This is a genomic window from Bradyrhizobium sp. USDA 4504 (assembly GCF_054063995.1).
The window spans coordinates 6,850,536-6,876,734 of record NZ_JBSSGV010000001.1; the positions used below are offsets into that span (position 1 = coordinate 6,850,536).

Consider the following 26,199-nt stretch of genomic DNA (forward strand, 5'->3'; position numbering starts at 1 on the left):
AGGCCCGGTAAATGGGCAGCGGCCGCCGGGCCCGGCGCGATACTACCTTGGTCGGGCTAGCCGGGTGGGTAAGGTGATTGACGCGCAGGTCCGGCCCGATAGTTTAGAACCGATCAAATCCTGTCCCTGCCCGGGCCAGGAGAACACACATCGGGAGGTGTCCCATGTCATCGCGTCGACCGGCGCCATTGGCGCTTGCGGCGAGCGTAGCTGCCGGCGCAATAGCCCGGCCAATGGCATTTCCCCTCACGACCTGAAAGCCGCGGGCAAGCCGGAACGCCAGCCATCGCGGCATGGTCCGGATGCCCTCACGACCCGCGCGGGTTCAGTCGGCCGCGCCAAGAAAAGCAAAAAAATTCTGGTTAGGGAGAACGCCTTTGGCGAAGCAGAACGGTAGCGCCGCCGACAGTATTGTCGTGGTGCAGGCAAAGACCGACGGGCCGCGGGAAGCAGCCGACGAGATCGCGCGCCAATTGGCGGCGGCTGATCTCGCGATGCTCGTGGTGTTCGTGTCGCCGGTCTACGAGCCGCGGACATTCATTGCCGAACTGTCCAGCCGCATGCCCGACGTACCGATCTTCGGCTGCACCACGGCCGGCGAATTGTCGCCCGGCGGTTGGGACGAGGACAGCGTCGTCGCGATGGGCTTCAACGCGGCCGATTTCGTCATCGCGGCCCGGCCGCTGTTCGACCTTTCGACATTTCGGGTCGATCACGGCCGCTCGATCTGCACCGAATTGCAGAACGAATTCGCGCAACGCACCGAGCATTGCGATCACACCCATGATTCCTTCGGGCTGCTCTTCATCGACGGCATGTGCCAGCGTGAGGAGACCATCATGTCGGCGATCTATGCGTCGCTCGGCGACATCCCGGTGGTCGGCGGCTCCGCCGGCGACGGCCTGCGCTTCGAGAAATCGTGGGTCTTCCATGGCGGCGAGGCCTTTACCGATGCCGCGGTCCTGATCCTGATCCGGACCCGGCTGCCGTTCCGCCTGTTCAAGTGCGACCACTTCGAACCGACCTCGACCAAGATGGTGGTGACCGAGGCCGACATCGAGCACCGCATCGTCAAGGAATTGAATGCCGAGCCGGCCGCGCTGGAATATTCCCGCGCCGTCGGCCTCAGCGACAGCAAGCTCGAATTGTTCTCGTTCGCCGCGCATCCCGTGCTGGTTCGCGTCGGCGGCGCCTATTACGCGCGGTCGATCCAGCGCACCAACCCGGACGGATCGCTGCAATTCTTCTGCGCCATCGACGAGGGCATGGTGCTGACGGTGGCGCGCGAGCGCGACCCGATCGACGTGACGAGCCGCCTGCTCAAGGAGCTGACCGAGGATCTCGGCGAGGTCTCGATGTTCATCGGCTTCGAATGCGTGCTGCGCCGGCTCGACGTCGAGCAGCGCCAGCTGTCGCGGGAGATGTCGGAGCTCTATCGCCGCAACAAAGTGATTGGCTTTCAGACCTATGGCGAGCAGTATCGCTCCATGCATGTCAACCAGACGCTGACCGGCATCGCCATCGGCAAGCGGACACTCGCGCCGCAATGACGGATACCAAGACCACGCGAATTGCGGCGCTCGAACGCGAGGCCGAGAAGCTGCGCAAGATCAACGCGGCGCTGATGTCGCGCGTCGAGCGCTCGACCGATCAGCAGCTCAACGCCTTCTCGCTGTTCGAGACCGCGATCGCGCTGGATCAGCAGGTGCGCGACCGCACCCAGCAGCTCAAGCAGGCGCTGCAATCGCTGGAGAAAACCAATGGTCGCCTGCTGCAGGCCAAGCAGCAGGCCGAAGCGGCGAGCTCTTTGAAATCATCCGTGCTGGTCTCGGTGACGCACGATCTGTTGCAGCCGCTGAATGCGGCGCGGCTGACGCTGTCCGCGCTGACCGAGATGGCAACCGAGTCCAAGAGCGTCGCGCTTACCGATCAGATCGACCGTTCGCTGGCGACGCTCGAGGACATGCTGCGGACGCTGCTCGACATCTCCAAGCTCGATGCGGGCGTGCTCAGGCCCGAATTCGGGCCGGTCGCGATCGCCTCGCTGTTCGAGCCGCTGGAGCAGGAATTTGTCGCGACCGCCGCCAAGCGCAATCTCGGTTTCCGGATCATGCCGTCGTCCGCGGTCGTTCGCTCCGATCCGCTGATGCTGCGACGGATCCTGCAAAACCTCGTCGCCAATGCGCTGCGCTACACCCAGCGCGGCAGCGTGCTGATGGGATGCCGTGCCAGGGGCGATGACATCTGCATCGAGGTGCACGACACCGGGCCGGGCATTCCGGAAGCGCAGCGCGAAGCCATCTTCGTCGAGTTTCAGCGCGGCGAAACCAGCGCCGGCGACAAGGCCGGCATCGGGCTTGGTCTCTCGATCGTGCGCCGGTTTGCCGACCTGCTCGGCCATGACATCAAGCTGAGCTCGCGCGCCGGCAAAGGCTCGGTGTTCTCGGTCACCGTGCCTCGCACGCTGGATCCGGTTGCGATCCCGGTGCGCGAACAGGCGAGCGTCGACTATCGCTATGGCGGCATGGAGGGCGCCAAGATCCTGCTGATCGAGAACGACCTCTCGAGCGCCGAGGGGCTCGCCCATTTGCTGGAGAAATGGGGCTGCGACGTCGCGGTGACGATCTCCAAGACCGAGGCGCTCGAGCGCATCCACGCGCTCGACGGCATTCCCGACGCCATCATCGCCGATCTGCATCTCGACAATGGCGAGACCGGCATTCAGGCCGTCGATGTCATCCGCGGCGCGATCAACGCCAAGGTACCGGCGATCATCGTGACCGCCGACTACTCGGCCAAGGCCGCCTCCGACGTATCGGCCTTCGGCCATGAGCTGTTGAAGAAGCCGATCAAGCCCGCCGAGATGCGCTCGCTGCTGTCGTTCCTGCTGGCGGCGGAGCAGTCGGGCGCGCGGTTATGAGCAGAGCGTTTTCGAGCGAAGTGGATACCGGTTCGCGTGAAGAAAACGCATCAGACAAGAACCTGGAGCCTTTCCCGTTGCGATTCCATCGAAACGGGAAAGGCTCTAGGCGCCATGCGACGACGGCGAGGCCGTCACCGGCGCGTGGTCGTGCTTGCCGAAGTCCAGCTTCGACAGCGCGATGATGGCCTCGGTGCGGCTGCGCACGCCGAGCTTGCGCAGGATCTCCGAGACATGCACCTTCACGGTGGTGACCGAGATATCGAGCTCATAGGCGATGTGCTTGTTCTGCAGGCCGCGGCAGATCATGTCGAGCACGCGAAGCTGCTGCGCGGTGAACTGGCCGAGCTGCTGCACCAGCTCGCGCGCCTCGGCCTGGGCCTTCCGCGCGGCGGCGGTATCGCGAAAACGCGGCGGCAGGCACACCGCGCCTTCGAGGATGCCGCGCAACAGCCGCGCCAGCTCGAGCTTCGGCGTCGACTTCGGGATGTAGCCGGAAATGCCGAGCGAGAGCGCGCCGCCGACGATCCGGGGATCGTCATGCGCCGACACGATCACGAGCGCGCTGCGCGGCGCGGCGGCACGCACCCGGTAGGCGCCGAGCAGGCCCGTCGTCCCGGGCATCGACAGATCGAGCAGGATCAGATCGAGCCCGTCGCGCGCCGCGATCACATCCAGCGCACCGTCGATCGACGTCGCCTGCAGCACCTCGGCATCGGGAAACTCGGCCCCGATCACGCCGATCAGGGCGGCACGGAACAGCGGGTGATCCTCGACGATCAGCAGTCGAGGCGTACCCGCCTTGCCGAGCGGCGGCTCGTCCGCCAGGGGCGCGGTCGTGGTCAATGCTGCGCCGTCCTCCCTCGGATGCTCATAACAGCCATTGTGCGCACGACGTTATCTCAAAGCCGGATGGCAGCCTATAGGCAGGATTTCCAATGCGCCCGCCTCGCAGTGCAGCACGGCTAGTGTGCCGAATCCGAAGTTCGCATCATTTGCCGCACCTTCGGAGCGAACTTCGGATTCGATAAGGACACTAGCAAACTTATGATTCTAGTGTGCTTTATGAATGCGAAGTTCGTGAAAGTGGCTGCCGCGAAATCGCACGAACTTCGCATTCAGCACACTAGGGCGCCTTCTCCGCCTTTGCGCCCGAACAGGCCTCCGGGACCGGAAGCGGAATCTTGCCGAGCTCGATGATCGCCTTGTTGCGGCTGAACAGCTTCAGCTTGCGCAGGATCTCGGTGACATGCGCCTTCACGGTGGATTCCGCGAGCTTGAGCTCGGCGGCGATCTCGCGGTTCTGCAGGCCGCGGATGATCAGATGGAGCACCCGGATCTGCTGCGGCGTCAGCTTCTGAATGCGTTCGCGCAGCGTCCGCGCCGTCTCGGACTGTTCCAGCGCACCGACCGCGACGAAATCCCGCGGCGCGGAGACCGACCCGCTCAGCACACGCGCGATCGCCTGCGAGAGCTCGCCGAGCGAGGTCGACTTCGGCAGATAGCCGACCGCGCCCATCTCGAGCGCCTCGCGGATGGTGTGCTTGTCCTCCTCGCTCGAGACGATGGCGATCGGCAGCCGCGGATAGCGATCCCTGATCTTCTGGAAGCCGGAGAAGCCGACCACGTCGGGCAGCAGCAGATCGAGCAGCGCCAGGTCGATATTCGGCTCGCTGGCGAGGATGCCAAGGGCCCCCTTGATCGAGGTGGCCTCATAGATCCGGGCATCGGGATGCGAGATGCGAATGGCGTTGCCAAGCGCCTCCCCGAACAGGGGGTGATCGTCGATGATCAGGAACCCCATCATGAGGACCCTCGCACTGCTCAAGCCTCCGTTCCGATTGGATCGGAACGGGGCTCTCGATTCATGTTCTGACGCGTTTTCTTCACGCGAACCGGTATCCACTTCGCTCGAAAACGCTCCTCTTGCGAACCGCAGCTTCTAGTTCGATCCGCCGGTATCCTGCACGCTCTGCAGATAGACATATACGTTTCTGAGCTCGTCGTCGTTGAAGACGTCCTTCCAGGCCGGCATGCCCTTGGCCGGCCGCCCGTCATGGACCGTCTTCCAGAATGTCGATTCCATGTCGTCAGCATAGCGCTTCTTGAGCAGCCTGAGATCGATCTTTCGCTCGGCCTGCACCGCGTCCGGGCCGTGGCAATGCGCGCAGGTTCCGTTGAAGACCTCCCGCCCGGCGGTGGCATCCCCCTTGGCGTCGCCGGCGGTCGCGGCGGTCTGAACCGGTCTCTCGGCCGCCGCGGCCGCGGCCTGCCCGACCGTGACGGGCTCGCTGGCGCCGACGGACGACGTCGTCGCGCGGTCGGCCTCGCCGAACTTCACCGGTGCGCCGTTCGGCACGCCATATTTGGCAAACAGGGCGGCAATCTCCGGCTGCAGCGCCGGCAGCACGCCGTCGACTTCATCGCGCAACGCGCCGGACGCCTTGGCGAAACCGATCGCGGTCGCCCAGAGCAGGCCGTCGCCCTCGGTGGACACGATCTGATATTTGTCGCCGAAGCTGGTCTTGTTGAGCCAGCCCGCCACCGGCGCCCAGATGAAGGCGATGTCGGCCTTGCCCTGTTCGAGCGCCGCCATGCCCTCCTCCGGGCTGAGCACGGTCACCTTCCGGACGTCGTCGCGCAGCGCGAGCAGGTTCTGCGGCGTCGATTGATACTGCACCGCAACCCGCAATCCCCTGAAATCGTCGACGCCGGCAAGCTTGCGGTCCTTGCTGCCGACCAGCGCATAGCCCTCATGGGCGATCGGCTTCGAGAAGATCACCGCCGGGCCCATGAAATCGTCGATCAAAGGCAGGCCGACCATGGCGTCGCACTGCTTGCTGAGCAGCGTCTCCCGCACCGTGCGCTTGCCGAAATAGGACTTGTACCAGTTGGTGCTCACCGTGCGGCCGAGCGTCTGCGCCACCGCCTGGCCGATCTCGAGATAGAGGCCGGGCTTGCCCGGGTCGTCGCTCGAGAACGGCAGGTTGGTCGGGTCGGCGCAGAGCCGCAGCGGCGGCTTTGTCTCGTCGGCGCCGGCCGCTAGGGCCGGCACCATGAGCAGGGCGGAGAGCAGCACGGTCCGGATTGCATGTTCCAACCGCGTGTTGCGCGAGGGGGTGCGCAGTTCGTTTCGGGCGATGCAGGACACGGACAATGCTGCCTCCTAGACGATCGTTTACTGCAGGGCGAACACGAACAGCGAGCCGCCTTCGGGCGCCGCGGCGACCATCTTCTTGCCGATGTCACCGAGGAAGGCCGGCAGCGCCGCGGTGCGTCCGACCACGATCGCGACATACTGCTTGCCGTCGACCGAATAGGTCACTGGACCTGCACCGATGCCGCTGCCGAGGTTCTTGCTCCACAGCACCTTGCCGTTCTTGGCATCGATGGCGCGGAAGTCGCCATGCAGATTGCCGGAGAACACCAAATTGCCGCCGGTCGTCAGCGTGCCGCCGTTGAAGGGCAGGTCTTCCTTGATGCTCCACACCTTCTTGTTGGCGATCGGATCCCAGGCTACGAGCTCGCCGAGGAAGCCGCCGGGGCCCGGCTTGGTCGGGAATTCGGCGCCAAGATAGAACACGCCGCGCTTGTAGTTCACGTCAGAGACCGACCAGTCCATGCACACATTGTTGCTCGGGATGTAGACGAGGCCGGTCTGCGGGTTGAACGACATCGGCTGCCAGTTCTTGCCGCCGATCAGGTTCGGGCAGATGTCCTTGGCGGGATGGCCCGGGCCCGGACGCTTGTCCGGATCCTCTTCCGCCCGCATCGTGTTGATGTCCCACTTCTTGGCCCAGTTAGCGAAGACGTATTTCTCCGCGGAGATCATCTTGCCGGTCTCGCGGTTGGCCACGAAGAAGAAGCCGTTGCGGTCCGCCTTCATCAGCACGGGCGTCTCGGTACCCTTGATCTTGAGGTCGGCGAGCAGCAGCTCGTTGACGCCGTCATAGTCCCAGGCGTCAGCCGGCGTGCCCTGGATGTGCCACTTGATCTTGCCGGTGTTGGGATCGATCGCCAGCGTCGAGGCCGTGTAAAGGTTGGTCAGCTTGCCGAAATTGCCGTCGCCGGTGGAGCGCACCGCGGTGTTCCACGGCCCCGGATTGCTGGTACCCCAGTAGACCGTGTCGGACTTGGCATCGTAGGAGCCGACCAGCCAGGCGGCGCCGCCGCCGTGCAGCCCGGTGTCGCCCTTCCAGGTGTCGCTGCCGGGTTCGCCCGGCGCCGGCACCGTGTAGGTCTGCCAGAGCAGCTTGCCGTCCTTGAGCGAGAACGCCTGCAAGGCGCCGCGGACGCCATATTCGCCGCCGCCGAAGCCGGTGATGACCTTGTCGCGGACGACGAGCGGCGGCGAGGTGATGACCGAGCCCTGCTTGTAGTCGACGACCGTCGAGGTCCAGAGCTCCTTGCCGGTCTCGGCGTCGAGCGCGGTCAGCTTGCCGTCGAGCCGGCCGACGAAGATCTTGCCGTCGGCATAGGACACGCCGCGATTGTTGACGTCGCAGCAGGCGTATTGAAGCACGTCATCCGGAATATCGGGCTGCCAGGTCCATTTGCGCGCGCCGGTCGCGGCATCGATCGCATAGACGTATTTCGGACCCCACGAGGTCGACACATACAGGTTCTTGCCGATCACAACGGGCGACGACTCGTTGGAGCGGAGCGAAGCCAGCGACAGCGAGTAGACCAGCTGCAGCTTGCCGGCATTCTCGGAGTTGATCTGCTTCAACGGGCTGAAACGCGTATTGCCGTAATCGTGGCCGGCAATTGCCCATCCGTTGGGATCGGACGCCGCCTTCACGACGGAATCATTGGCTTTCGACGCACCAATGCCTGCCAGCACCATGGCGACCAGCGACACGCCGGCAAAGAAAATCCCGCTCCTCAGCTTCATTGGCTTCCTCCAATATGATTTTGTTGCCGCGATGGATGCATCGCGGGCGCGGATCGCTACCGAATTTCATGAACCAGCGATCTTCTGCCGCTGCGTCGGCGATGAAAATGACAGCAACGCCCTTGCGTCGTTATAGGCGGAAGGTAGTAGCGATCGCGGCGACGATTTTGGCGTGCGGCGAGCACCGTCAGTTTGCCGAAAACCGCTTGCGCTGCCGGGCAATTTCGTCGCGCTGGAGTGCGCCGCAGGCTGCTTGCAAATTGCCCATTGAACGGCTGCCTGCTAGGATCGCAGGCACTGCCCGGCGCCTTCATGACAGGGCCGCGACTACGACTTTGATCGCGGTTACGACCCACATGAAGCGTGGTCTACTGGGCCCATAACGAAGCTATTGGGAGAAACGCGTGTCTACAGTCAAACTGACGGTAAACGGCAAGGCGGTCTCGGTCGACGTTGAGGACCGAACCCTCCTCGTGCACCTCTTGCGCGAAAACCTGAACCTCACCGGCACCCATGTCGGCTGCGATACCAGCCAATGCGGCGCCTGCGTCGTCCATGTCGATGGACGGGCGGTCAAATCCTGCACCATGCTGGCCGGCCAGGCGGCGGGCTGCAACGTCACCACGATCGAAGGCCTCGCCAAGGGCGACGAGCTGCACCCGATGCAGGCGGCGTTCCGCGACAATCACGGCCTGCAGTGCGGCTATTGCACCCCCGGCATGATCATGTCCGCTGTCGACATCGTGCACCGCCATGGTGGCAAGCTCGATGAGGAAACGGTTCGCCACGAGCTCGAGGGCAATATCTGCCGCTGCACCGGCTACCACAACATCGTCAAGGCGGTGCTCGACGCAGCCGGCCGCATGAAGGTTGCGCAGGCCGCCGAATAGCGCGCCACGCACCGCACACGATCAAGCTCACCACCGCCGGTCTCGATGGAAACGGCGGCAAATCGAATCTCCGGTCGGGAGGACTAGACAATGGGTGTTGAAGGAATTGGCGCACGTGTCGTGCGCAAGGAAGATCGCCGGTTCATCACCGGACAAGGACGTTACGTCGACGACGTCAAAATGGTCGGCATGAGCTACGCTCACTTCATCCGCAGCCCGCATGCCCATGCCAAGGTCAAGGGCATCGATTCCGCCGAGGCCATGAAGATGCCCGGCGTGATCGCGGTGCTGACCGGACAGCAGATCGTCGACGACAAGGTCGGCAATTTGATCTGCGGCTGGGCCATCACCTCGAAGGACGGCTCACCGATGAAAATGGGCGCGTGGCCGGCGATGGCGCCGGAGACCGTGCGCTTTGTCGGGCAGGCCGTCGCGGTCGTGATCGCCGAGACCAAGAACCAGGCCAGGGACGCCGCCGAAGCGGTCGTCGTCGATTACGAAGAACTTCCCGCGGTGCCTGACATCAAGGCCGCGATCAAGCCGGGCGCCGCGCAGCTTCATCCCGAAGCTCCCGGCAACATCGTATATGACTGGCATCTCGGCGACGAAGCCGCGGTCAAGGATGCCTTCAGCAAGGCGGCCAATGTGGTGACGCTCGACCTCACCAATAACCGCCTGGTGCCGAACGCGATGGAGCCGCGCGCCGCGATCGCGCATTACGACCAGGCCGAAGAGCACTACACGCTCTACACGACGTCGCAGAACCCGCACGTCGCCCGCCTCGTGCTGTCGGCGTTCTACAACATCGCGCCCGAGCACAAGCTGCGCGTGATCGCGCCCGACGTCGGCGGCGGCTTCGGCTCCAAGATCTACATCTATCCCGAAGAGATGGTGGCTCTGTGGGCCTCGAAGAAGGTGGGCCGCCCGGTGAAGTGGACCGGCGACCGTTCGGAAGCCTTCCTCACCGACGCGCATGGCCGCGACCATGTCTCGAAGGCGGAGTTGGCGTTCGACAAGGACAACAAGATCCTTGGCCTGCGGGTGAAGACCCACGCCAATTTCGGCGCCTATATGTCGCTGTTCTCCTCGGCGGTGCCGACCTATCTCTACGCGACGCTGCTGTCGGGCCAGTACGTGATTCCGGCGATCTATGCCGAGGTGATCGGCGTCTACACCAACACCACGCCGGTCGACGCCTACCGCGGCGCCGGCCGCCCCGAGGCCAGTTTTCTGATCGAGCGCATGATGGAGACGGCGGCGCGGCAGTTGAAGGTCGATCCGACCGAGCTGCGCAAGAAGAACTTCATCACCCAGTTCCCGTATCAGACGCCTGTAATCATGGCGTATGATATCGGCGACTTCCACGCCTCGATCGATGCTGCGATGAAGGCGATCGACTATGCCGGCTTCCCGGCCCGCAAGGCCAAGGCGAAAGCCGACGGCAAGCTGCGCGGCATCGGCATCTCCTGCTACATCGAGGCCTGCGGCATCGCGCCGTCGAAGGCGGTCGGCAGTCTCGGCGCCGGCGTCGGCCTGTGGGAGTCGGCTGAGATCCGCGTCAACCCGGTCGGCACCATCGAGGTGCTCACCGGTTCGCACAGCCACGGCCAGGGCCACGAAACGACGTTCTGCCAGATCATCGCGGAGCGGCTCGGCGTGCCGATCAGCCAGGTCTCGATCGTCCATGGCGACACCGACAAGGTGCAGTTCGGCATGGGCACCTACGGCTCGCGCTCGCTCGCGGTCGGCGGTACGGCGATCGTGAAGGCGATGGAGAAGGTCGAGGCCAAGGCCAAGAAGATCGCCGCGCATGCGCTCGAGGCGTCCGAGAGCGACATCGTGATCGAGAACGGCGAGTTCAAGGTCACCGGCACCGACAAGTCGATCGCGCTGCCGATGGTCGCGCTCGCCGCCTACACCGCGCATAATTTGCCCGATGGCATGGAGCCCGGGTTGAAGGAGACGGCGTTCTACGACCCGACCAACTTCACCTTCCCGGCCGGTGCCTATATCTGCGAACTCGAGGTCGATCCCGGCACCGGCAAGACCTCCTTCGTCAACTTCGTCGCAGCCGACGATTTCGGCCGGCTGATCAACCCGATGATCGTCGAGGGCCAGGTCCATGGCGGCCTTGCGCAGGGCATCGGCCAGGCACTGCTCGAAGGTGTGGTCTATGACGGCACTGGTCAGCTCATGACCGCGTCCTTCATGGACTACACCATGCCGCGGGCCGACGACCTGCCCTCGTTCCAGCTCTCCCACACCACGACGCTGTGTCCGGGCAACCCGCTCGGCGTCAAGGGCTGCGGCGAAGCCGGCGCGATCGGCGCCTCGGCTGCCGTGATCAACGCGATCACGGACGCGATCGGCAACAACAAGCTGGAAATGCCGGCGACGCCCGATCGCGTCTGGCATGCCATTCACGGTTGAGGGAGGAAGAGCCATGTACGAGACAAATTATCACCGCGCTTCCTCGGTCGCTGACGCCGCCGCAACCTTCGCCAAAGGCGCGGAATCAAAATTCCTCGCCGGCGGACAAACCCTGCTTCCGGTGATGAAGCAGCGTCTTGCCGCGCCTTCCGACGTGATCGACCTCTCCAAGGTGCAGGAGATGATCGGCATCGAGGTGTCGGGCGACACCGTCACCATCAAGGCCGCGACTCCGCATTACGATGTGGCGCAAAACGATGCGATGCAGAAGGCGATCCCGGCGCTCGCCAATCTGGCGTCGATGATCGGCGATCCTGCCGTGCGCTATCGCGGCACGATCGGCGGCTCGCTCGCCAACAACGACCCGGCGGCGGACTATCCGGCGGCGGTGCTGGCGCTCGGCGCGACGGTCAAGACCAACAAGCGGTCGATCGCGGCGGATGATTTCTTCAAGGGCCTTTTCACGACGGCGCTCGAGGATGGCGAGATCATCACCGCGGTGTCGTTTCCGGTCCCGGCCAAGGCGGGCTACGCGAAGTTTCCGAACCCGGCCTCGCGCTTCGCGCTGACCGGCGTGTTCGTCGCCAAGACCAAGTCGGGTGACGTCCGCGCCACCGCCACTGGCGCATCGCAGAGCGGCGTCATGCGGGTGGCGCCTATCGAGCAGGCGCTGAAGGCGAACTGGGCGGCCTCGGCGCTCGACAGCGTCAATATCCCGGCGAGCGGCTTGCTCGCTGACATCCACGGCTCGGCCGACTACCGCGCCAACTTGATCAAGGTGATGGGACAGCGGGCGGTCGCGGCCGCGGGCTGATAGCGCCTAAACACAAGTCCAGAACGGCGCGCAGCGATGCGCGCCGTTCGCGTTTTTACCGGCGGCACAGGACAAAAGGTGCTTGCCACATCCGGCTTTAGGCGAGACAATTTAGCTAATCAGCTAATTAAAAATACCGTCCCACGGACGGCTGGGAGAACGCATGAAGTTCGGCACCAAGCCAGCCGTGACATCTCAGCCGCCTAGCGCCCCGCAACCAACGGAAGAACAACGTGCTCGATAAACCTGCCTCCCAGACTGCCGCCCGCACCTCGGGCCCGCTCGCCGGCTTCCGCATCGTCGAATTCGCCGGCATCGGTCCCGGCCCGTTCGCCTGCATGCTGCTCGCCGACATGGGCGCCGAGGTCATCACGCTCGATCGGGTCGGCGCCGGCAAGAATCTGAAGGCGGTCGCAACCCGCGGCCGCAAGGTCATCGAGCTCGACCTCAAGAACAAGGCGGCGATTGCTGAAGTGCTCGACCTGCTCGGCCACGCCGACGCGCTGATCGAGGGCTTTCGTCCCGGCGTGATGGAGCGCCTCGGCCTCGGCCCGGATGTCGTGCTCGCGCGCAATCCAAGACTGGTCTATGGCCGCATGACCGGCTGGGGCCAGGAAGGCCCGCTGGCGAATGCCGCCGGCCATGACATCAACTACATCTCGATCACGGGCGCGCTGGCTGCGATCGGCACCAAGGAGAAGCCGGTGCCGCCGCTCAACCTGGTCGGCGATTTCGGCGGCGGCGCGCTCTACCTCGTGGTCGGCGTGCTCGCCGCGCTGCTGGAAGCGCAGAAGTCCGGCAAGGGCCAGGTGGTCGATACCGCGATGTGCGACGGCGCGGCCTCGCTGATGTCGATGTTCTACGACATGGCCGCGCAGGGCCGCTGGAGCGGCGGCCGCGACCAGAATTTCCTGGACGGCGGCGCGCATTTCTACGGCGTCTACGAATGCTCCTGCGGCAACTTCATCTCGATCGGCTCGATCGAGCCGCAATTCTACGCGCTGCTGCGCAAGCATGCCGACCTGACCGACGCCGACTTCGACGCGCAGATGGACCGCAAGGCCTGGCCGGCGCTGAAGGAGAAGCTGACCCGGGTGTTCAAGAGCAAATCGCGCGCGGACTGGTGCCAGATCATGGAAGGCACCGACATCTGCTTCGCGCCGATTCTGACCATGGAGGAAGCGCCCAAGCATCCGCACATGGCCGCGCGCCAGGTGTTCGTCGAACGCCACGGCGTCACCCAGCCTGCCCCCGCGCCGCGCTTCTCGCGCACGCCGTCCGCGATCCGCGAGCCGGAGCTGGCGAATATCGGGGATGTGACGGCGGCTTGGAAAGCAGCGAAGTAAATCTCGTTGTCGTCCCGGCCAAGCGAAGCGCGAGCCGGGACCCATAACCACGACACGCGGTTGTGGCGCGCGGCTTTTTTCCGCGGGACTACTACCCGGCACACGCGATAGATTCCGCGGTATGGGTCCCGGCTCCCGTGCGCAATTGCGCACGAGGCCGGGACGACACCCTTTGCTGTGCGCTGGCGCGGCGCGCCATGGCTCACGCCGCGTGATCGACCTTCAGCACGCCGCGGCGGATCTGGTCTTCCTCGATCGATTCGAACAGCGCCTTGAAGTTGCCTTCGCCGAAGCCGTCGTCGCCCTTGCGCTGGATGAACTCGAAGAAGATCGGCCCGATCGCGTTGGCCGAGAAGATCTGCAGCAACACCTTGGTCTGGCCGCCGTCGACCACGCCCTCGCCGTCGATCAGGATGCCGTTGGTCCTGAGCCGGGCGACGTCCTCGCCATGCTTGGGCAGGCGGGCGTCGATCCGCTCGAAATAGGTATCGGGCGGCGACGGCATGAACGGCAGGCCGTCGGCGCGCAACCTCTCGACCGTCGCGTGGATATCGCGCGCGCCGCAGGCGATGTGCTGGATGCCCTCGCCGCGGTAGACGTTGAGATATTCCTCGATCTGACCGGAATCGCCGGCGTCCTCGTTGATCGGAATCCGGATCTTGCCGTCCGGACTGGTCAGCGCACGGGAGAACAGGCCGGATGCGCGGCCCTCGATGTCGAAGAAACGGATCTGACGGAAGTTGAACAGTTTTGCATAGAAGCCGGTCCAGACATCCATCCGGCCGCGATGGACGTTATGGGTGAGGTGATCGATGTAATAAAGCCCCGACCCGGCCGGGCGCGGGTTGACGGCCCCGAGCCACTCGAACTCGGCATCATAGGCCGAACCCTTGGCGCCGTAGCGGTCGACGAAATAAAGCAGGCTGCCGCCGATGCCCTTGATCGCGGGCACATCGAGCGTCTTCGCCGCGGGCGCGACATCCGCCGGCTCCGCGCCGAGCGCGAGCGCGCGTTCATAGGCTTGCTTGGCGTCGACGACGCGGAATGCCATCGACGGCGCGCAGGGACCGTGCGCGGCGACGAAGTTGAAGCCGTGGCTGCCCGGCTCCTCATTGACGAGATAGTTGATGTCGCCCTGGCGATAGACCGTGATCTGCTTGGTCCGGTGGCGGGCGACCGCGACGAAGCCCATCAGCTTGAAAAGCGCGTGCAGCTCCGCCGGATTCGGATGGGCATATTCGACGAACTCGAAGCCGTCGGTGCCCATCGGGTTCTCAGTGCTGATTTCGGCCGGCGGCGCATCGTGCGGAAACGGACCCATGGCGGCAACTCCCTGACTTGTCTGGGGATCAGTTTCCGTCATTTGCTGCACAACGTGCGTGCAAAATCGGTCCCATTTTGCTAGCCTTGCGCACGATCCGTGCACGAAATGGACATTTGACGCATGCCTGAAGTGGACGCCTTCGACCTGAAAATGCTCGCCGCCCTGCAGGACGACGGCCGGCTGACCAACCAGCAGCTGGCCGACCTCGTCGGGCTGTCGGCATCGCAATGTTCGCGGCGGCGGATGCGGCTGGAGGAGGAGAAGGTCATCGCCGGCTACCATGCCGAGCTCGCCGGCGAGGCGCTCGGCTTCGGCCTGATCGCCTTCATCCACATCACGCTGGCGACCCACTCGCCCGACAACGCCAAGCGGTTTCGCGAGTTGGTCAACCGGGTCGACGATATCCAGGAGGCCTATGCGCTGACCGGGGATGCCGACTACGTGCTCAAGGTGATGCTGCGCGACCTCAAGAGCCTGTCCGACATCGTCAACAACGTGCTGATGCCGCACCAGAGCGTGGCCCATGTGCGCTCCTCGATCGTGCTCGACCGCCTGAAGGAGAGCACCAGGCTGCCGCTGAAGTCGCTACAGGCGTGATGGCTCGAATCGAGGGAAATCCGCCATTCGCTTTTGCGGCACCACTTGCGATCATTCCGGCAACGGCAAGAGAGACGAACCATGGCGCTGCAGCTGCGACCGAACTGCGAATATTGCGACAAGGACCTGCCACCCAGCGCCACCGACGCGCGGATCTGCTCCTATGAATGCACGTTCTGTGCGGATTGCGCCGAGACCAGGCTCGGCAATGTCTGCCCGAACTGCGGCGGCGGCTTTGCGCCGCGGCCGATCCGCCCGGCCAAGCCGTGGCGGCCGGGTGTCTGCACGGTCAACCAGCCGCCGTCGGACAAGCGGGTGCATTTGAAATACAGCCTCGAGGACGTCGCGGCGAATACGGCGCGCTTGAGGGATGTCAGGCCCGAGGAACGGTAGCTGGCCCACCCGTCATTCCGGGATGGTCCGAAGGACCATACCCGGAATCTCGAGATTCCGGGCTCGATGCTACGCATCGCCCCGGAATGACAACGCGACCTACTCCGTCGCGACGATCGTGCCTTCGACCTCGCCGAAGCCGACGCGATAGCCGTCGCCCTGGCACCAGCCGCGCATCACGAGCGAATCGCCGTCCTCCAGGAACGACCGCGTCACGCCGCTGGCAAGTTCGACCGGCTCGGTGCCGTTCCAGCTGATTTCCAGGAGACTGCCGCGCTGGTGCTTCTCGGGGCCGGAGATCGTGCCGCTGCCGAGGAGATCGCCGACATTCATCGCGCAGCCGCTCGAGGCATGGTGCACGAGCTGCTGCACCGACGACCAGTACATGTATTTGAAGTTGGTGCTGCAGATTGTCTTCGCCTCGTTCATTGCACCGGCGCGCAGCGCGACGTCGAGCTGCATGTCGTAATTGTTCGGCTGGGTCTGCTTGAGATACGCCAGCGGCTCCGGCTGCTGCGCCGGGCCCTGCATGCGGAACGGCTCGAGCGCCTCGCGCGTCACCACCCACGGGCTGATCGAGGTCGCGAACGCCTTGGCCTGGAACGGGCCGAGCGGCACATACTCCCACTGCTGGATGTCGCGCGCGCTCCAGTCGTTGAGGATGACGAAGCCGAAGATCATCTCCTCGGCCTGCTTCTCCGTCAGCATCTCGCCCATCGGCGAGGCCTGGCCGACGACCACGCCCATCTCGAGCTCGAAGTCGAGCCGCTTGCAGGCGCCGAAGCTCGGCACCTCAGCGGTCGGCGGCTTCAGCTGGCCGCGGGGGCGGCGCACTTTGCTGCCCGACACGACCACCGTCGAGGCGCGGCCGTTGTAGCCGATCGGCATATGCAGCCAGTTCGGCTGCAGCGCATTGTCCTTGCCGCGGAACATGACGCCGACATTGGTGGCGTGCTCCTTCGACGAGTAGAAATCGGTGTAGCCGGAGACCGCGAACGGCATGTGCAGCCTGACGTCGGCCATCGGCACCAGCGCCCGCGCCCGCAGTTCCCTGTTGTCGCGCAGCTCCGGATGATCCGAGCGGAGCAGCTCGCTGATCCGCGCCCGCGTCGCCGACCACACTTTCGGCCCGAGCGCCATGAAGGCGTTGAGCGACGGCTGCGAGAACACGCCGAGCGGTCCGACATCGAGCCGCGAGTCCTGCTCGAGCTCCCACAGGTCGAGCACATAATCGCCGATCGCAACACCGACGCGCGGCGCAAGGCCATCCTTCGACGAGAACACACCATAGGGCAGGTTCTGGATCGGGAAGTCGGAGGTCGGGGCGACGTCGATGAAGGAGCGGAGCTTTGGGTCGTTGGGGTGGGTCACTGATTCCTCCAATCAAGAAGCTGTCATGCCCGGGCTTGACCCGGGCATCCATCTTCGGAAAGCGCGATGGATCGCCGGGTCAAGCCCGGCGATGACGAGGGACACAAACTCACGGCTTGTTCGGGTCGAACTTCTTCTCCAAGCCCTTCCAGCAATCCGAGTAATCGTCCTGCAGCGTCGACGATTTCGCCGCATGTTCGGTCACGCGCTGCGGGAACCGGGTCTCGAACATGAAGGCCATCGTGCCGGTCAGCTTGACCGGCTTCAGCTCGCTGTTGCTGGCGTGCTCGAAGGCTTCGCGGTCGGGACCGTGCGGCAACATGCAATTGTGCAAACTGATGCCGCCCGGCACAAAGCCCTGCGGCTTGGCGTCGTAGACGCCGTAGATCAGCCCCATGAACTCCGACATGATGTTCATGTGGTACCACGGCGGACGGAAGGTGTTGTCGGCCACCATCCAGCGCTCCGGGAAGATCACGAAGTCGATATTCGCGGTGCCCGCGGTCTCCGACGGCGAGGTCAGCACCGTGAAGATCGAGGGATCGGGATGATCGAAGGCGATCGCGCCGACCGGCGAGAAGGTACGCAGATCGTATTTGTAGGGCGCGTAATTGCCGTGCCAGGCGACCACGTCGATCGGCGAATGCGGCAGCGTGGTCTTGAACAGCGAGCCGCCCCATTTGACGTAGAGCTCGGTCGGGGTGTCCTTGTCCTCGTAGCTCGCGACCGGCGTCAGGAAGTCGCGTGAATTGGCGAGGCAGTTGGCGCCGATCGGGCCGCGCTCCGGCAGCGTGAACGCGCCGCCGTAATTCTCGCAGAGATAGCCGCGCGCCGGGCCGCCGGGAATTTCGACGCGGAATTTGACGCCGCGCGGGATCACCACGATCTCGCCCGGCTCGGCATCAATCCGGCCGAACTCGGTGACGAAACGCAGATTGCCCTGCTGCAGCACGAACATCATCTCGCCATCGGCATTGTAGAAATGCTGATCGACCATCGATTTGGTGATGAGATAGATGTGTGCGGCCATGCCGGCCTGGGTGTTGGCATCACCCGCCGTGGTCATGGTCTGCACGCCCTGCAGGAAGGTCATGTCCTCCTTCGGGATCGGCGCGGGGTCCCAGCGCAACTGTGCGATCGGCATGTCGTATTCGTGGCACGGCGCGGTGCGCCACAGCCCGCTATCTGCCCTGGCGAAGCGGCCGGAGTGCCGCACCGACGGGCGGATGCGATAGAGCCACGAGCGCTCGTTGGTGCCGCGTGGCGCCGTGAACGGCGAGCCGGACAATTGCTCGGCATAAAGCCCATAGGCGCAGCGCTGCGGCGAATTGCGCCCCATCGGCAGCGCGCCGGGCAAGGCCTCGGTCTCAAAGCTGTTGCCGAAGCCGGACATGTAGCCCGGGGTGACTTGCCCTGAGCTGCGGACGATCTGATCAGGCGAGGTATTGATGTTCATCGCTATCCTCCTTGCAGGGCGGCCCACATTTCCTGGTCGCGCTTGTCGGTCCAGATCACGGGATCGTCGATCCCCGACGCCTCGTCATAGGCGCGCGAAACGTTGAACGGCAGGCAGTGCTCGTAGATCGCAAAGCTCGAGAACTTCGGATCCATCACCTCGCGCGTTGCCGCCATCGATTCCTTCATGCTGCGGCCCTTGGCGACGGATGATTCGGCCGCGCCGTAGAGCGTGGTGACGAAATCGCGGGTCATCGCGATCGCATCGCGCCCGGTGGCGAGGCCCTTCAGCGCATCGCCACGGCCCGGCGCGATCGCCTTCGGATTGAAGGCGCGGATCTCGTTCAAGGTCGTCGGCCATTCGCGCAAATGCGCATCGCCGCAATAGCACGCCGAGTGATATTCGATCAGATCGCCGGAGAACATCACCTCGGCATCCGGCACCCAGGCGACGATGTCGCCCGAGGTATGGCCGGCGCCGAGCTGCATCAGCCGCACCTCGCGCTTGCCGAGATAGATCGACATCTCGCCTTCGAAGGTCAGCGTCGGCCAGGTCAGGCCGGGAATGCTTGCCGCATCCTGGAACAGGCGCGGGAAGCGGCCATATTCGGAATCCCAATCCTGCTGGCCGCGCTCCTCGATCAGGCGATAGGTCTCCTGCGAGGCGACGATAGCTTGCGCGTGATAGGCGGAGGCGCCGAGCACGCGCACCGCATGATAGTGCGACAGCACGACATATTTGATCGGCTTGTCGGTGACGGTCTTGACCCGCTCGATCACCTTGTTGGCCATCGCCGGCGTCGCCTGCGCGTCGAACACCAGGCAGCCGTCGTCGCCGACGATCACGGCGGTGTTGGGATCGCCCTCGGCGGTGAAGGCATAGAGGTCGGTGCCGATCTCGGAGAAGGTGACCTTCTTCTCCGAAAGATCCGTGGTCGATGCGAAACCTTTGGCCATCAGTTCAATCCTGTCCGTTCAAGAGCATTCGCCCCCTCTCCCCGTTCTTACGGGGAGAGGGTTGGGGTGAGGGGCTGTCTCCGCATACACGGCGACAGATGTGTCTGCGGAAGCGCCCCCTCACCCGGAGCGCATCTGACGATGCGTTCCGACCTCTCCCCGCAAGCGGGGCGAGGTGAGGCGGAGGCTGCTGCGCGACTTGATCAAGATCCATCCTGATTCAGCTCGTAACTATTGTTGTTGCTGCTGTTGCTGCTGGCTTGCATCAAGCATCCGCCGCTTCGCCAGCGCGATCGCCTCGCGCAGCACGTCGAGATCACCGATATGGTTGGCGAGCACCAGAACCAGCGCAGCATCGAGATCGGCGCTCTGCGCCTCGGTGAGGCCGCGATGGGCCTCGACGATGGCGCGGAAGGCGTCATCGGGCTTTGCGAAATTCGAACTGGTCGACAGCGCCATGACTGCTCCTCAGTTCAGGCCGGCTGCGCGCGCCAGCGCCGCATCAAGTGCCGGCCGCGCCGCGTTGCGGAAGCGTGCCGCGACATAGCCGTCCGGCCGCAGCAGATAGGCGGTGCCGGGCTCGGCATCGTAGCGCTTGCCGGCAAGGCCCTGCGCGTCGACCAGCCCATCCTCGCCGCCGACTCGGATGCTGCCGACGCCATCGGGCACATCGGCAGCCGCGCCATTGCCAAACTCCAGCAGCGTGAAGCGCGTTCCCTGTCTGATGAAAACATCGGTCAGATAGGTGGAACCTCCGCCCTGCTCCGTCACCGGAGCATCCGGCATCGAGGCGCCGGGCCGCGGGCCGCCGCGCCAATCATCGCGATCGCCGCTCGACAGCGGCGTATCGTAGACCGACGGCACCGACAGCCGCCCGCCATTGACCATGCGCTTGCCGAACTCGGTATCGTTGGCGAGCGACAGCACCGCCTGGCGCAGCCGCGCTTCCTGTTTCGTCACCGGCGCCATAAAGTCGGTCGAGCGGGTCGACTCGCGGATGTTCTCGTCCGCCGCCGCGCTGCGCTCGATGTGATAGCTCTCCAGCAAGCCCTCCGGCGACAGCCGGCGCAGCACGCGGTCGAGCTTCCACGCCAAATTCTCGGCGTCCTCGAGCCCGGAATTGGCGCCGCGCGCGCCGAACGGCGAGACCTGGTGGGCGGAATCACCGGCAAAGATCACCCGGCCGTGGATGAACTTGGCCATCCGGCGACACTGGAACTTGTAGAGCGAGATCCATTCGAACTCGAACTTGTCATGGCCGAGCATGCGCTCGATCCGCGGCCGGACATTCTCGGGCTGCTTCTCGGCCACCGGATCGGCATCCGGGTTGAGCTGCAGATCGATCCGCCAGATGTCGTCCGGCTGCTTGTGCAGCAGCGCCGAGCGTCCGGCATGGAACGGCGGATCGAACCAGAACCAGCGCTCGGTCGGGAACGCCGCCGTCATCTTGACGTCGGCGATCAGGAACTGGTCCTCGAACACCTGGCCCGCGAACTCCGCGCCGACCATCTGCCGCAGCGAGGAACGAGCACCATCGCAGGCGACCACGAAGGTCGCGTGCACCTGGTAGGAGCCGTCAGGGGTTGCGATGGTCAGCGCAACGCCATCGTTGCGGCTCTCCAGCGCGATCACCTTGTTGCGCCAGCGCAGGTCGATTTCAGGCAGTTGCCCGACCCGGTCGACCAGATAGGCCTCGGCGTAGAACTGCTGCAGGTTGATGAAGGCGGGCCGCTTGTGGCCTTCCTCGGGAAGCAAATTGAACTGGTAGAGCTGCGAGGCGCCGTGGAAGATCTTGCCGACGCTCCACACCACGCCTTTCTCGACCATGCGGTCGCCGACGCCGAGGCGATCCCAGAACTCAAGCGAGCGCTTCGAGAAGCAGATCGCGCGCGAGCCTTCGCCGATCCGGTCGGCATCGTCGAGCAGCACCACGCGCTGGCCGCGCTGCGCGAGATCGATCGCGAGCGACAATCCCACCGGCCCGGCGCCGACCACGACGACGGGATGCTCCGCGACATTGGCGCCCGAGCGCTCCTGGTCGGGATGACGGCGATAGCCGAACTGGGTTTTGGCCTGTGCCGTGTTGGCGTGTGCCATTGCGTGACCCTGGATGTTTCCCTTGCGCCGCGGCCTCTGGCTGCGGTTCTGTGTGACCGGCGTGCGACCGGGACCTTGCGAGCCGGCCGCGACCTTGCTAAATTAGTCTCACTTGCAACTATCTTAAACCCCCAGTCGGGGCTGCCGTCAACTCAAATTGGAGGGATTTTTGGCACGGACCTCTGCAAGCCAGCCTCCAGCCCGGCCGCGCAGTGCCGTGGAAGCGGAGCTGCGCGACACTATCGCGCCGACCAAGAAGCGCCTCGATCTCTTCCATTTCATGCCGTTCCGCCTGAACCGGCTGGCGGCCGAGGTGTCCTCGGCGCTGTCGAGCGAATATCAGGCGCGCTACGGCCTCGACATTCCGGAGTGGCGCGTGCTCGCAACGCTCGGCTTCCGCAGCGATCCCTGCAGCGCGCAGTACATCGCGCACTGCACGCGCACCCATAAATCCACCATCAGCCGCGCGGTGTCGGCGCTGATGGAGCGCGAGATCGTCGAGCGCGTCGAGAACGCCGACGACCGCCGCGAATTCCGCCTGCGACTGACCAAAACGGGCCAGGCGCTCTACGAGGAACTGATCCCGCGCCTGCTGCGCAAGGAACAGGAGATCTTGTCCTGCCTCTCCGCACAGGAACGCCGCGACCTCGGCCGCCTGCTCGGCAAGGTCGAGAGCACCCTCGAGTTGGTGCAGACCAGCGAAGAGGCCGACGCGAAGGACGCGTATTAGGCTCACTCAACCCGTCATCCTGAGGAGCGCGCAGCGCGTCTCGAAGGATGCACGGCCCGGCTGGTGGCCGTCGACCCTTCGAGACGCGCGCAAGAGCGCGCTCCTCCAGCGACAAAGGCGAAGCCTTTGCGCGGGGGTGACGGTGATGGAATCTTGTGCGGCTCCTTCCACCGTCATTGCGAGCGAAGCGAAGCAATCCATGCATCCGAGCATGCGGGACGATGGATTGCTTCGTCGCTACGCTCCTCGCAATGACGGTGCCGTTACGCCCTGTCGATATGTGTCGCGATCACCGGAAAATAATTGTCCTTCGATCCCTTGTCGATCGCTTCCTGCAGCACCGTGCCGATCAGCTCCGCGCCGCGGATCTTGATGCCGGCGTCGGCGGCGAGCTCCAGCGCGTAGGACAGATCCTTCAGCGCATATTCGGTCGAGAATGCGCGCTCGGGAAACACGCCGGGCACGATCGCCTTCATGCCATGGTTGCGCAGCGCAAAGCTGTCGGCCGAGCCCTTCGACAAGGTTTCCAGCAGCAGCTTCGGATCGACGCCGTTATGCTTCGCCACCGCGACAGCCTCGGCCAGCGCGTTCACGGTCTCGAACAGCACCATGTTGTTGAGGATCTTGGTCACCTGCCCGGCGCCGACGTCACCGCAATTGGTGACATCGGTGGCGAAGCAGCGGATCAAGGGCTCGATCGCGGCATAAAGCGCCGGCACCGCGCCGACCATCACGCTGAGCGTACCGTCCTGCGCCGCCTGCCGCGTGCGCGCGATCGGTGCGTCGACCCACGCCGCGCCCTTGGCCTGCAACTGCGCGGCGAAATCGCGGGTCTGGCTGACTGAAGACGTGCCGAGATCGACCACGATCTGGCCGCTTCTCGTGTTCTTCAAAATGCCGTCGCCTTCGAACACCGCGCGCACGTGCCTGGCGCTCGGCAAGCAGAGGAACACCACATCGCTCCGCTTGATGACGTCGGCGACCGACGCCGCAACCTCGGCACCGTCGGCGCGCAACCGCTGCAGCGGTTCGGCCGAGAGGTCGAACACGACAACGCGCTTGCCGCTCTTCTTGACCAGGTTGCGGCAAATCGGCTCACCCATCACGCCGAGGCCGATGAACCCGAGAGTCTTGGTGTCAGTCGTCTTGGTGTCAGTCATATCGCTTCTTTTGACGTTTCTTGACGTGTTGCAGACGAGCCTCGCCCAATCGGCGAGGCTATTTCGCGAACGATCGCGATGGCGCGAGATGCAGCGCGAACGCATCGACCTTGTCGCTGGCGCGCGGATAGATCTCGCTGACGATCGGATCGTGACCTGGAATGAAGCGGTCCGGATGACCGGCGAGCCGCTCGACGGTCTCCCAGCCCTGCGCCATGTCGCCGACATTGTAGACGATCGGGAACGGGCTGCGCTTGTGCAGGTTCGCATAATAATGCGCGGCGTCCGACGCCAGCACGACCGGGCCGCGCGCGGTCTCGATGCGCACCACTTGCAGGCCGTCGGAATGGCCGCCGACGCGATGCACGGTGACGCCGGGTGCGATCTCGCCGTCGCCGGAGTGGAAGGTGACGCGCTCGCCATAGACGTGGCGCACCATCTGCGTGACGTGCTCGATGGAGAACGGATGGCGCAGCATGCCGTTGCACATGCAGCGGCCGGTCGCGTAGCTCATCTCGCGTTCCTGCAGATGGAATTTGGCGTTCGGGAAGCGATCGAGATTGCCGGCGTGGTCGTAATGCAGGTGAGTGACGACGACATCCTTGATGCTATCGGCACTGACGCCGAAGCCGGCCAGCGCGTCGACCGGGTTGAGCGTCAGCTTGCGGGCGCGCGCCTTAGCCTCCTCGGCGTTGAAGCCGGTGTCGACCAGGATGTCGCGGCCATGGCCACGGATCAGCCAGACGAAATAATCCAGGTCCTGCGCGGTGGTATCGTGCGGATCGGGCACCAGGAAGTTGAGGTGGGGCGTGCGCGGCGACATCGTCGCATAGCGCAGGGCGTAGATCTCGTAGGCGTTTCCCATCGGTTTCGCTCTTGTTTGCAAGGCCTGTTTTGAACGGCTTGTCTTTGAATAGCCTGCCGTCCCGAACACAAAGCCATCGCCTCGCGCAAAGGTCAAACCGCGCGGCGTGCGACGAGCGCATGACAGGGTGGCGACAGCCTTCGTGAGTGCAGGCACGTTATCGGCCCGCAGGAACCAGCACCGTGCCGGATGACGATGGCCGCCATGACCGCATGCTGCTGCACTGCGGTCTGGCTGGCATCACCGCGATAAACGATGCTGCCGCAAGCCGTTGACGGGGGCTTGGCCGTGGTTTGATAATGGATTTTCGCTAGAGTAAGGTTCCCGAGGCGCAGGCTGGAAGCGGCGCCGTTTCACTGGAATGCCGCGATCTGGATTTGCTGCGATTATGAAAATCCGCCTTGCCTTGCTCGCCACGCTGATTTTTTCAATCGCGGCGCCCACTTTGTCCTTCGCTGCCGGCGACCGTTTCGCGCTGGTGATCGGCAACGCCAAATATCCCGACGCCGACGCACCGCTGAAGGAGCCGGTCAACGACGCCCGTGACGTCGCCGACGAGTTGAAGCGCGACGGCTTCACCGTCGAGGTCGGGGAGAACCTGACCGGCGACGGCATGCGCCGCGCGTTCGACCGGCTCTACGGCAAGATCAAGCCGGGCTCGGTCGCCCTGATCTTCTTCTCCGGTTACGGCATCCAGTCGAACCGGCAAAGCTACATGATCCCGATCGATGCGCAGATCTGGGCCGAGGCGGACGTACGCCGCGACGGCTTCAGCCTCGAGACCGTGCTCGGGGAAATCAACAGCCGTGGCGCCGGTGTGAAGATCGCCTTGATCGACGCCTCGCGGCGCAACCCGTTCGAGCGGCGCTTCCGCAGCTTTTCGGCAGGGCTCGCCCCGGTGATCGCCCCGAACGGTACATTGGTGATGTATTCGGCCGCGCTGTCGTCTGTCGTCTCCGACAATGGCAGCGACCACAGCCTGTTCGTGCGGGAACTCCTGAAGGAGATCCGCACCCCCGACCTGATGGCCGAGGAAACGCTGAACCGCACCCGCGTCGGCGTCACCCGCGCCTCGCGGCAGGAACAGGTGCCGTGGATCTCGTCGTCACTGGCCGAGGATTTCTCGTTCATTCCGGCCGGCACGGCCGGGCCGTCGAACGCCGCGCCGGCAACCGCCGCGTCGCCGTCACCGGAAGTGGCAGCGGCACCGCCAGTCGCGCCTCCGCCGGCTCCGCCCGCAGCAACGCCGACACCGCCCGCGGCGACCCCGACGCCACCAGCGGCAACAGCGCCGACACCATCACCGGCGCCGCCGACGCCTCCGATTGCGGCAGCGCCGACTGCACCGCCACCCCAGCCCAAGGCGCCCGAGATCGCCCTGCCGCCGCCCGCGGCTCCGCCGCCGGTGGTGATCCAGCCCACGCCGGCCCCGAGCAATTCGCCTGTGCTCGCCGATGATCCGACGATCAAGAGCTTGAGCGAAAAGCTGGACAAGAATCCCGATGACGCAGCGGCGCTGTATCGCCGCGGCCAGGTCTATGCCAGCAAGGGGGCCTACGACCTCGCGGTGAAGGACTTCACCAATTCGCTGCGGCTGAACCCGAAGGATGTCGAGGCCTATAACAACCGCTGCTGGGTCCGCACCGTGATCGGCGACCTGCAGGCGGCGCTGAAGGACTGCAACGAGGCGCTGCGCCTGCGTCCGAACTTCGTCGATGCACTCGACAGCCGCGGGCTGATGAACCTGAAGGGCGGGCAGAACAAGAACGCGATCGCCGATTTCGACGCCGCGCTGAAGATCAATCCGCGGCTGACCTCGTCGCTGTACGGGCGCGGGCTCGCCAAGCAGCGCAACGGCGCGGTCGCGGAGGGCGATCTCGACATCGCCAACGCCAAGGCGATGGACCCGAACATCGTCAAGGAATTCGCCGACTACGGCGTGCAGTGACAATGGAC

23 protein-coding genes are annotated in these 26,199 nt (G+C 64.7%); 11 read left to right on the plus strand and 12 right to left on the minus strand.

Translation table 11 applies throughout. The annotated features are described in order from the left end of the window. Window positions 1-64 precede the first annotated feature (64 nt). Genes ACVMB1_RS32115 through ACVMB1_RS32125 form a run of 3 tightly spaced genes read left to right on the plus strand, consistent with a single transcriptional unit; the run spans window position 65 to window position 2,920 of the window. Entirely contained in the window at window positions 65-397 is a 333-nt protein-coding gene (locus tag ACVMB1_RS32115) for a hypothetical protein (protein ID WP_141342733.1), read from the plus strand. After that, entirely contained in the window at window positions 378-1,550 is a 1,173-nt protein-coding gene (locus ACVMB1_RS32120) for an FIST N-terminal domain-containing protein (RefSeq protein ID WP_076834794.1), read from the plus strand. The genes ACVMB1_RS32115 and ACVMB1_RS32120 overlap by 20 nt, the downstream gene beginning before the upstream one ends. Beyond that, on the plus strand, window positions 1,547-2,920 hold the full coding sequence (locus ACVMB1_RS32125; protein WP_076834793.1) for an ATP-binding response regulator: 1,374 nt from the start codon (window positions 1,547-1,549) through the stop codon (window positions 2,918-2,920). Before ACVMB1_RS32120 ends, ACVMB1_RS32125 begins: the two co-directional genes overlap by 4 nt. A 105-nt stretch (window positions 2,921-3,025) precedes the next feature. Here the strand turns inward: ACVMB1_RS32125 and ACVMB1_RS32130 are convergent, their stop codons facing one another. From ACVMB1_RS32130 to ACVMB1_RS32145, 4 genes are all read right to left on the minus strand, one after another. Continuing rightward, on the minus strand, window positions 3,026-3,766 hold the full coding sequence (locus ACVMB1_RS32130; RefSeq protein WP_076834789.1) for a LuxR C-terminal-related transcriptional regulator: 741 nt from the start codon (window positions 3,764-3,766) through the stop codon (window positions 3,026-3,028). 280 nt (window positions 3,767-4,046) lie between these two features. After that, on the minus strand, window positions 4,047-4,727 hold the full coding sequence (locus ACVMB1_RS32135) for a response regulator (RefSeq protein WP_016843264.1): 681 nt from the start codon (window positions 4,725-4,727) through the stop codon (window positions 4,047-4,049). A 135-nt stretch (window positions 4,728-4,862) separates the two neighbouring features. Beyond that, the gene (locus tag ACVMB1_RS32140; RefSeq protein ID WP_307720419.1) at window positions 4,863-6,071 is read right to left on the minus strand and encodes a c-type cytochrome; all 1,209 of its coding nucleotides are present in this window, start codon (window positions 6,069-6,071) and stop codon (window positions 4,863-4,865) included. A 27-nt stretch (window positions 6,072-6,098) separates the two neighbouring features. After that, window positions 6,099-7,814, minus strand: a complete 1,716-nt coding sequence (locus tag ACVMB1_RS32145; protein WP_076834785.1) for a PQQ-dependent dehydrogenase, methanol/ethanol family — start codon at window positions 7,812-7,814, stop codon at window positions 6,099-6,101. 404 nt (window positions 7,815-8,218) lie between these two features. Between ACVMB1_RS32145 and ACVMB1_RS32150 the strand changes: the two genes are divergently transcribed. The 4 genes from ACVMB1_RS32150 (at window position 8,219) to ACVMB1_RS32165 (ending at window position 13,294) form a co-directional block, all read left to right on the plus strand. Next, entirely contained in the window at window positions 8,219-8,704 is a 486-nt protein-coding gene (locus ACVMB1_RS32150) for a (2Fe-2S)-binding protein (protein ID WP_028335209.1), read from the plus strand. 90 nt (window positions 8,705-8,794) lie between these two features. After that, on the plus strand, window positions 8,795-11,134 hold the full coding sequence (locus ACVMB1_RS32155; protein WP_076834783.1) for a xanthine dehydrogenase family protein molybdopterin-binding subunit: 2,340 nt from the start codon (window positions 8,795-8,797) through the stop codon (window positions 11,132-11,134). 13 nt (window positions 11,135-11,147) lie between these two features. Then, window positions 11,148-11,948, plus strand: coding sequence for an FAD binding domain-containing protein (locus ACVMB1_RS32160; protein ID WP_076834782.1), 801 nt, complete (start codon window positions 11,148-11,150; stop codon window positions 11,946-11,948). A 233-nt stretch (window positions 11,949-12,181) separates the two neighbouring features. Beyond that, a complete protein-coding gene (locus ACVMB1_RS32165; protein WP_076834780.1) occupies window positions 12,182-13,294 on the plus strand; it encodes a CaiB/BaiF CoA transferase family protein in 1,113 nt (370 codons plus the stop codon). Window positions 13,295-13,496: 202 nt separating this feature from the next. On the opposite strand, the gene hppD is transcribed toward ACVMB1_RS32165, so the two are convergent. Then, entirely contained in the window at window positions 13,497-14,615 is a 1,119-nt protein-coding gene (hppD, locus tag ACVMB1_RS32170; protein WP_076834778.1) for a 4-hydroxyphenylpyruvate dioxygenase, read from the minus strand. A gap of 123 nt (window positions 14,616-14,738) precedes the next feature. On the opposite strand from hppD, the gene ACVMB1_RS32175 reads away from it, so the two are divergent. Both ACVMB1_RS32175 and ACVMB1_RS32180 read left to right on the plus strand, forming a co-directional pair. Then, complete coding sequence (locus ACVMB1_RS32175) at window positions 14,739-15,215, plus strand: Lrp/AsnC family transcriptional regulator (protein WP_038385738.1); 477 nt, start codon at window positions 14,739-14,741, stop codon at window positions 15,213-15,215. A gap of 81 nt (window positions 15,216-15,296) precedes the next feature. After that, complete coding sequence (locus ACVMB1_RS32180) at window positions 15,297-15,608, plus strand: DUF1272 domain-containing protein (RefSeq protein ID WP_028335203.1); 312 nt, start codon at window positions 15,297-15,299, stop codon at window positions 15,606-15,608. A gap of 99 nt (window positions 15,609-15,707) precedes the next feature. On the opposite strand, the gene fahA is transcribed toward ACVMB1_RS32180, so the two are convergent. The 5 genes from fahA to ACVMB1_RS32205 all read right to left on the minus strand — a co-directional run bounded on the left by fahA (window position 15,708) and on the right by ACVMB1_RS32205 (window position 21,488). Continuing rightward, the gene (gene fahA, locus ACVMB1_RS32185) at window positions 15,708-16,979 is read right to left on the minus strand and encodes a fumarylacetoacetase (protein WP_076834776.1); all 1,272 of its coding nucleotides are present in this window, start codon (window positions 16,977-16,979) and stop codon (window positions 15,708-15,710) included. Window positions 16,980-17,088: 109 nt separating this feature from the next. Further along, window positions 17,089-18,435: a homogentisate 1,2-dioxygenase gene (hmgA, locus tag ACVMB1_RS32190; RefSeq protein WP_076834774.1), complete on the minus strand. Its 1,347-nt coding sequence runs from the start codon at window positions 18,433-18,435 to the stop codon at window positions 17,089-17,091. A gap of 2 nt (window positions 18,436-18,437) precedes the next feature. Beyond that, window positions 18,438-19,391: an MBL fold metallo-hydrolase gene (locus ACVMB1_RS32195; RefSeq protein WP_076834772.1), complete on the minus strand. Its 954-nt coding sequence runs from the start codon at window positions 19,389-19,391 to the stop codon at window positions 18,438-18,440. Between the two features lie 231 nt (window positions 19,392-19,622). Continuing rightward, a complete protein-coding gene (locus ACVMB1_RS32200; RefSeq protein ID WP_050401747.1) occupies window positions 19,623-19,850 on the minus strand; it encodes a DUF2783 domain-containing protein in 228 nt (75 codons plus the stop codon). Window positions 19,851-19,859: 9 nt separating this feature from the next. After that, entirely contained in the window at window positions 19,860-21,488 is a 1,629-nt protein-coding gene (locus ACVMB1_RS32205) for an FAD-dependent oxidoreductase (RefSeq protein WP_141342735.1), read from the minus strand. A 169-nt stretch (window positions 21,489-21,657) separates the two neighbouring features. On the opposite strand from ACVMB1_RS32205, the gene ACVMB1_RS32210 reads away from it, so the two are divergent. Continuing rightward, on the plus strand, window positions 21,658-22,218 hold the full coding sequence (locus tag ACVMB1_RS32210) for a MarR family winged helix-turn-helix transcriptional regulator (protein WP_057021109.1): 561 nt from the start codon (window positions 21,658-21,660) through the stop codon (window positions 22,216-22,218). A 263-nt stretch (window positions 22,219-22,481) separates the two neighbouring features. Here ACVMB1_RS32210 and ACVMB1_RS32215 read toward each other — a convergent pair whose 3' ends face one another. Continuing rightward, window positions 22,482-23,483 carry an NAD(P)-dependent oxidoreductase gene (locus tag ACVMB1_RS32215; protein WP_256521258.1) on the minus strand — a complete coding sequence of 334 codons (1,002 nt, stop codon included), beginning with the start codon at window positions 23,481-23,483 and terminating at the stop codon, window positions 22,482-22,484. Next, window positions 23,437-24,243, minus strand: coding sequence for an N-acyl homoserine lactonase family protein (locus ACVMB1_RS32220; protein WP_016843242.1), 807 nt, complete (start codon window positions 24,241-24,243; stop codon window positions 23,437-23,439). Before ACVMB1_RS32220 ends, ACVMB1_RS32215 begins: the two co-directional genes overlap by 47 nt. A gap of 388 nt (window positions 24,244-24,631) precedes the next feature. Between ACVMB1_RS32220 and ACVMB1_RS32225 the strand changes: the two genes are divergently transcribed. Further along, window positions 24,632-26,191, plus strand: a complete 1,560-nt coding sequence (locus tag ACVMB1_RS32225) for a caspase family protein (RefSeq protein WP_076834766.1) — start codon at window positions 24,632-24,634, stop codon at window positions 26,189-26,191. Window positions 26,192-26,199 lie beyond the last annotated feature (8 nt).

Excerpts from the sequence above, each read along its gene's own strand:
- ACVMB1_RS32195 (WP_076834772.1), bottom strand. The coding sequence starts at position 19,391 with ATGGCCAAAGGTTTCGCATCGACCACGGATCTTTCGGAGAAGAAGGTC.
- ACVMB1_RS32215 (WP_256521258.1), bottom strand. The coding sequence starts at position 23,483 with ATGCGTTCGCGCTGCATCTCGCGCCATCGCGATCGTTCGCGAAATAGC.
- hppD (WP_076834778.1), bottom strand. The coding sequence starts at position 14,615 with ATGGGTCCGTTTCCGCACGATGCGCCGCCGGCCGAAATCAGCACTGAG.
- ACVMB1_RS32160 (WP_076834782.1), top strand. The coding sequence starts at position 11,148 with ATGTACGAGACAAATTATCACCGCGCTTCCTCGGTCGCTGACGCCGCC.
- ACVMB1_RS32205 (WP_141342735.1), bottom strand. The coding sequence starts at position 21,488 with ATGGCACACGCCAACACGGCACAGGCCAAAACCCAGTTCGGCTATCGC.
- ACVMB1_RS32145 (WP_076834785.1), bottom strand. The coding sequence starts at position 7,814 with ATGAAGCTGAGGAGCGGGATTTTCTTTGCCGGCGTGTCGCTGGTCGCC.
- ACVMB1_RS32200 (WP_050401747.1), bottom strand. The coding sequence starts at position 19,850 with ATGGCGCTGTCGACCAGTTCGAATTTCGCAAAGCCCGATGACGCCTTC.
- ACVMB1_RS32220 (WP_016843242.1), bottom strand. The coding sequence starts at position 24,243 with ATGGGAAACGCCTACGAGATCTACGCCCTGCGCTATGCGACGATGTCG.
- ACVMB1_RS32175 (WP_038385738.1), top strand. The coding sequence starts at position 14,739 with ATGCCTGAAGTGGACGCCTTCGACCTGAAAATGCTCGCCGCCCTGCAG.
- ACVMB1_RS32135 (WP_016843264.1), bottom strand. The coding sequence starts at position 4,727 with ATGATGGGGTTCCTGATCATCGACGATCACCCCCTGTTCGGGGAGGCG.
- ACVMB1_RS32180 (WP_028335203.1), top strand. The coding sequence starts at position 15,297 with ATGGCGCTGCAGCTGCGACCGAACTGCGAATATTGCGACAAGGACCTG.
- hmgA (WP_076834774.1), bottom strand. The coding sequence starts at position 18,435 with ATGAACATCAATACCTCGCCTGATCAGATCGTCCGCAGCTCAGGGCAA.
- ACVMB1_RS32225 (WP_076834766.1), top strand. The coding sequence starts at position 24,632 with ATGAAAATCCGCCTTGCCTTGCTCGCCACGCTGATTTTTTCAATCGCG.
- ACVMB1_RS32155 (WP_076834783.1), top strand. The coding sequence starts at position 8,795 with ATGGGTGTTGAAGGAATTGGCGCACGTGTCGTGCGCAAGGAAGATCGC.
- ACVMB1_RS32125 (WP_076834793.1), top strand. The coding sequence starts at position 1,547 with ATGACGGATACCAAGACCACGCGAATTGCGGCGCTCGAACGCGAGGCC.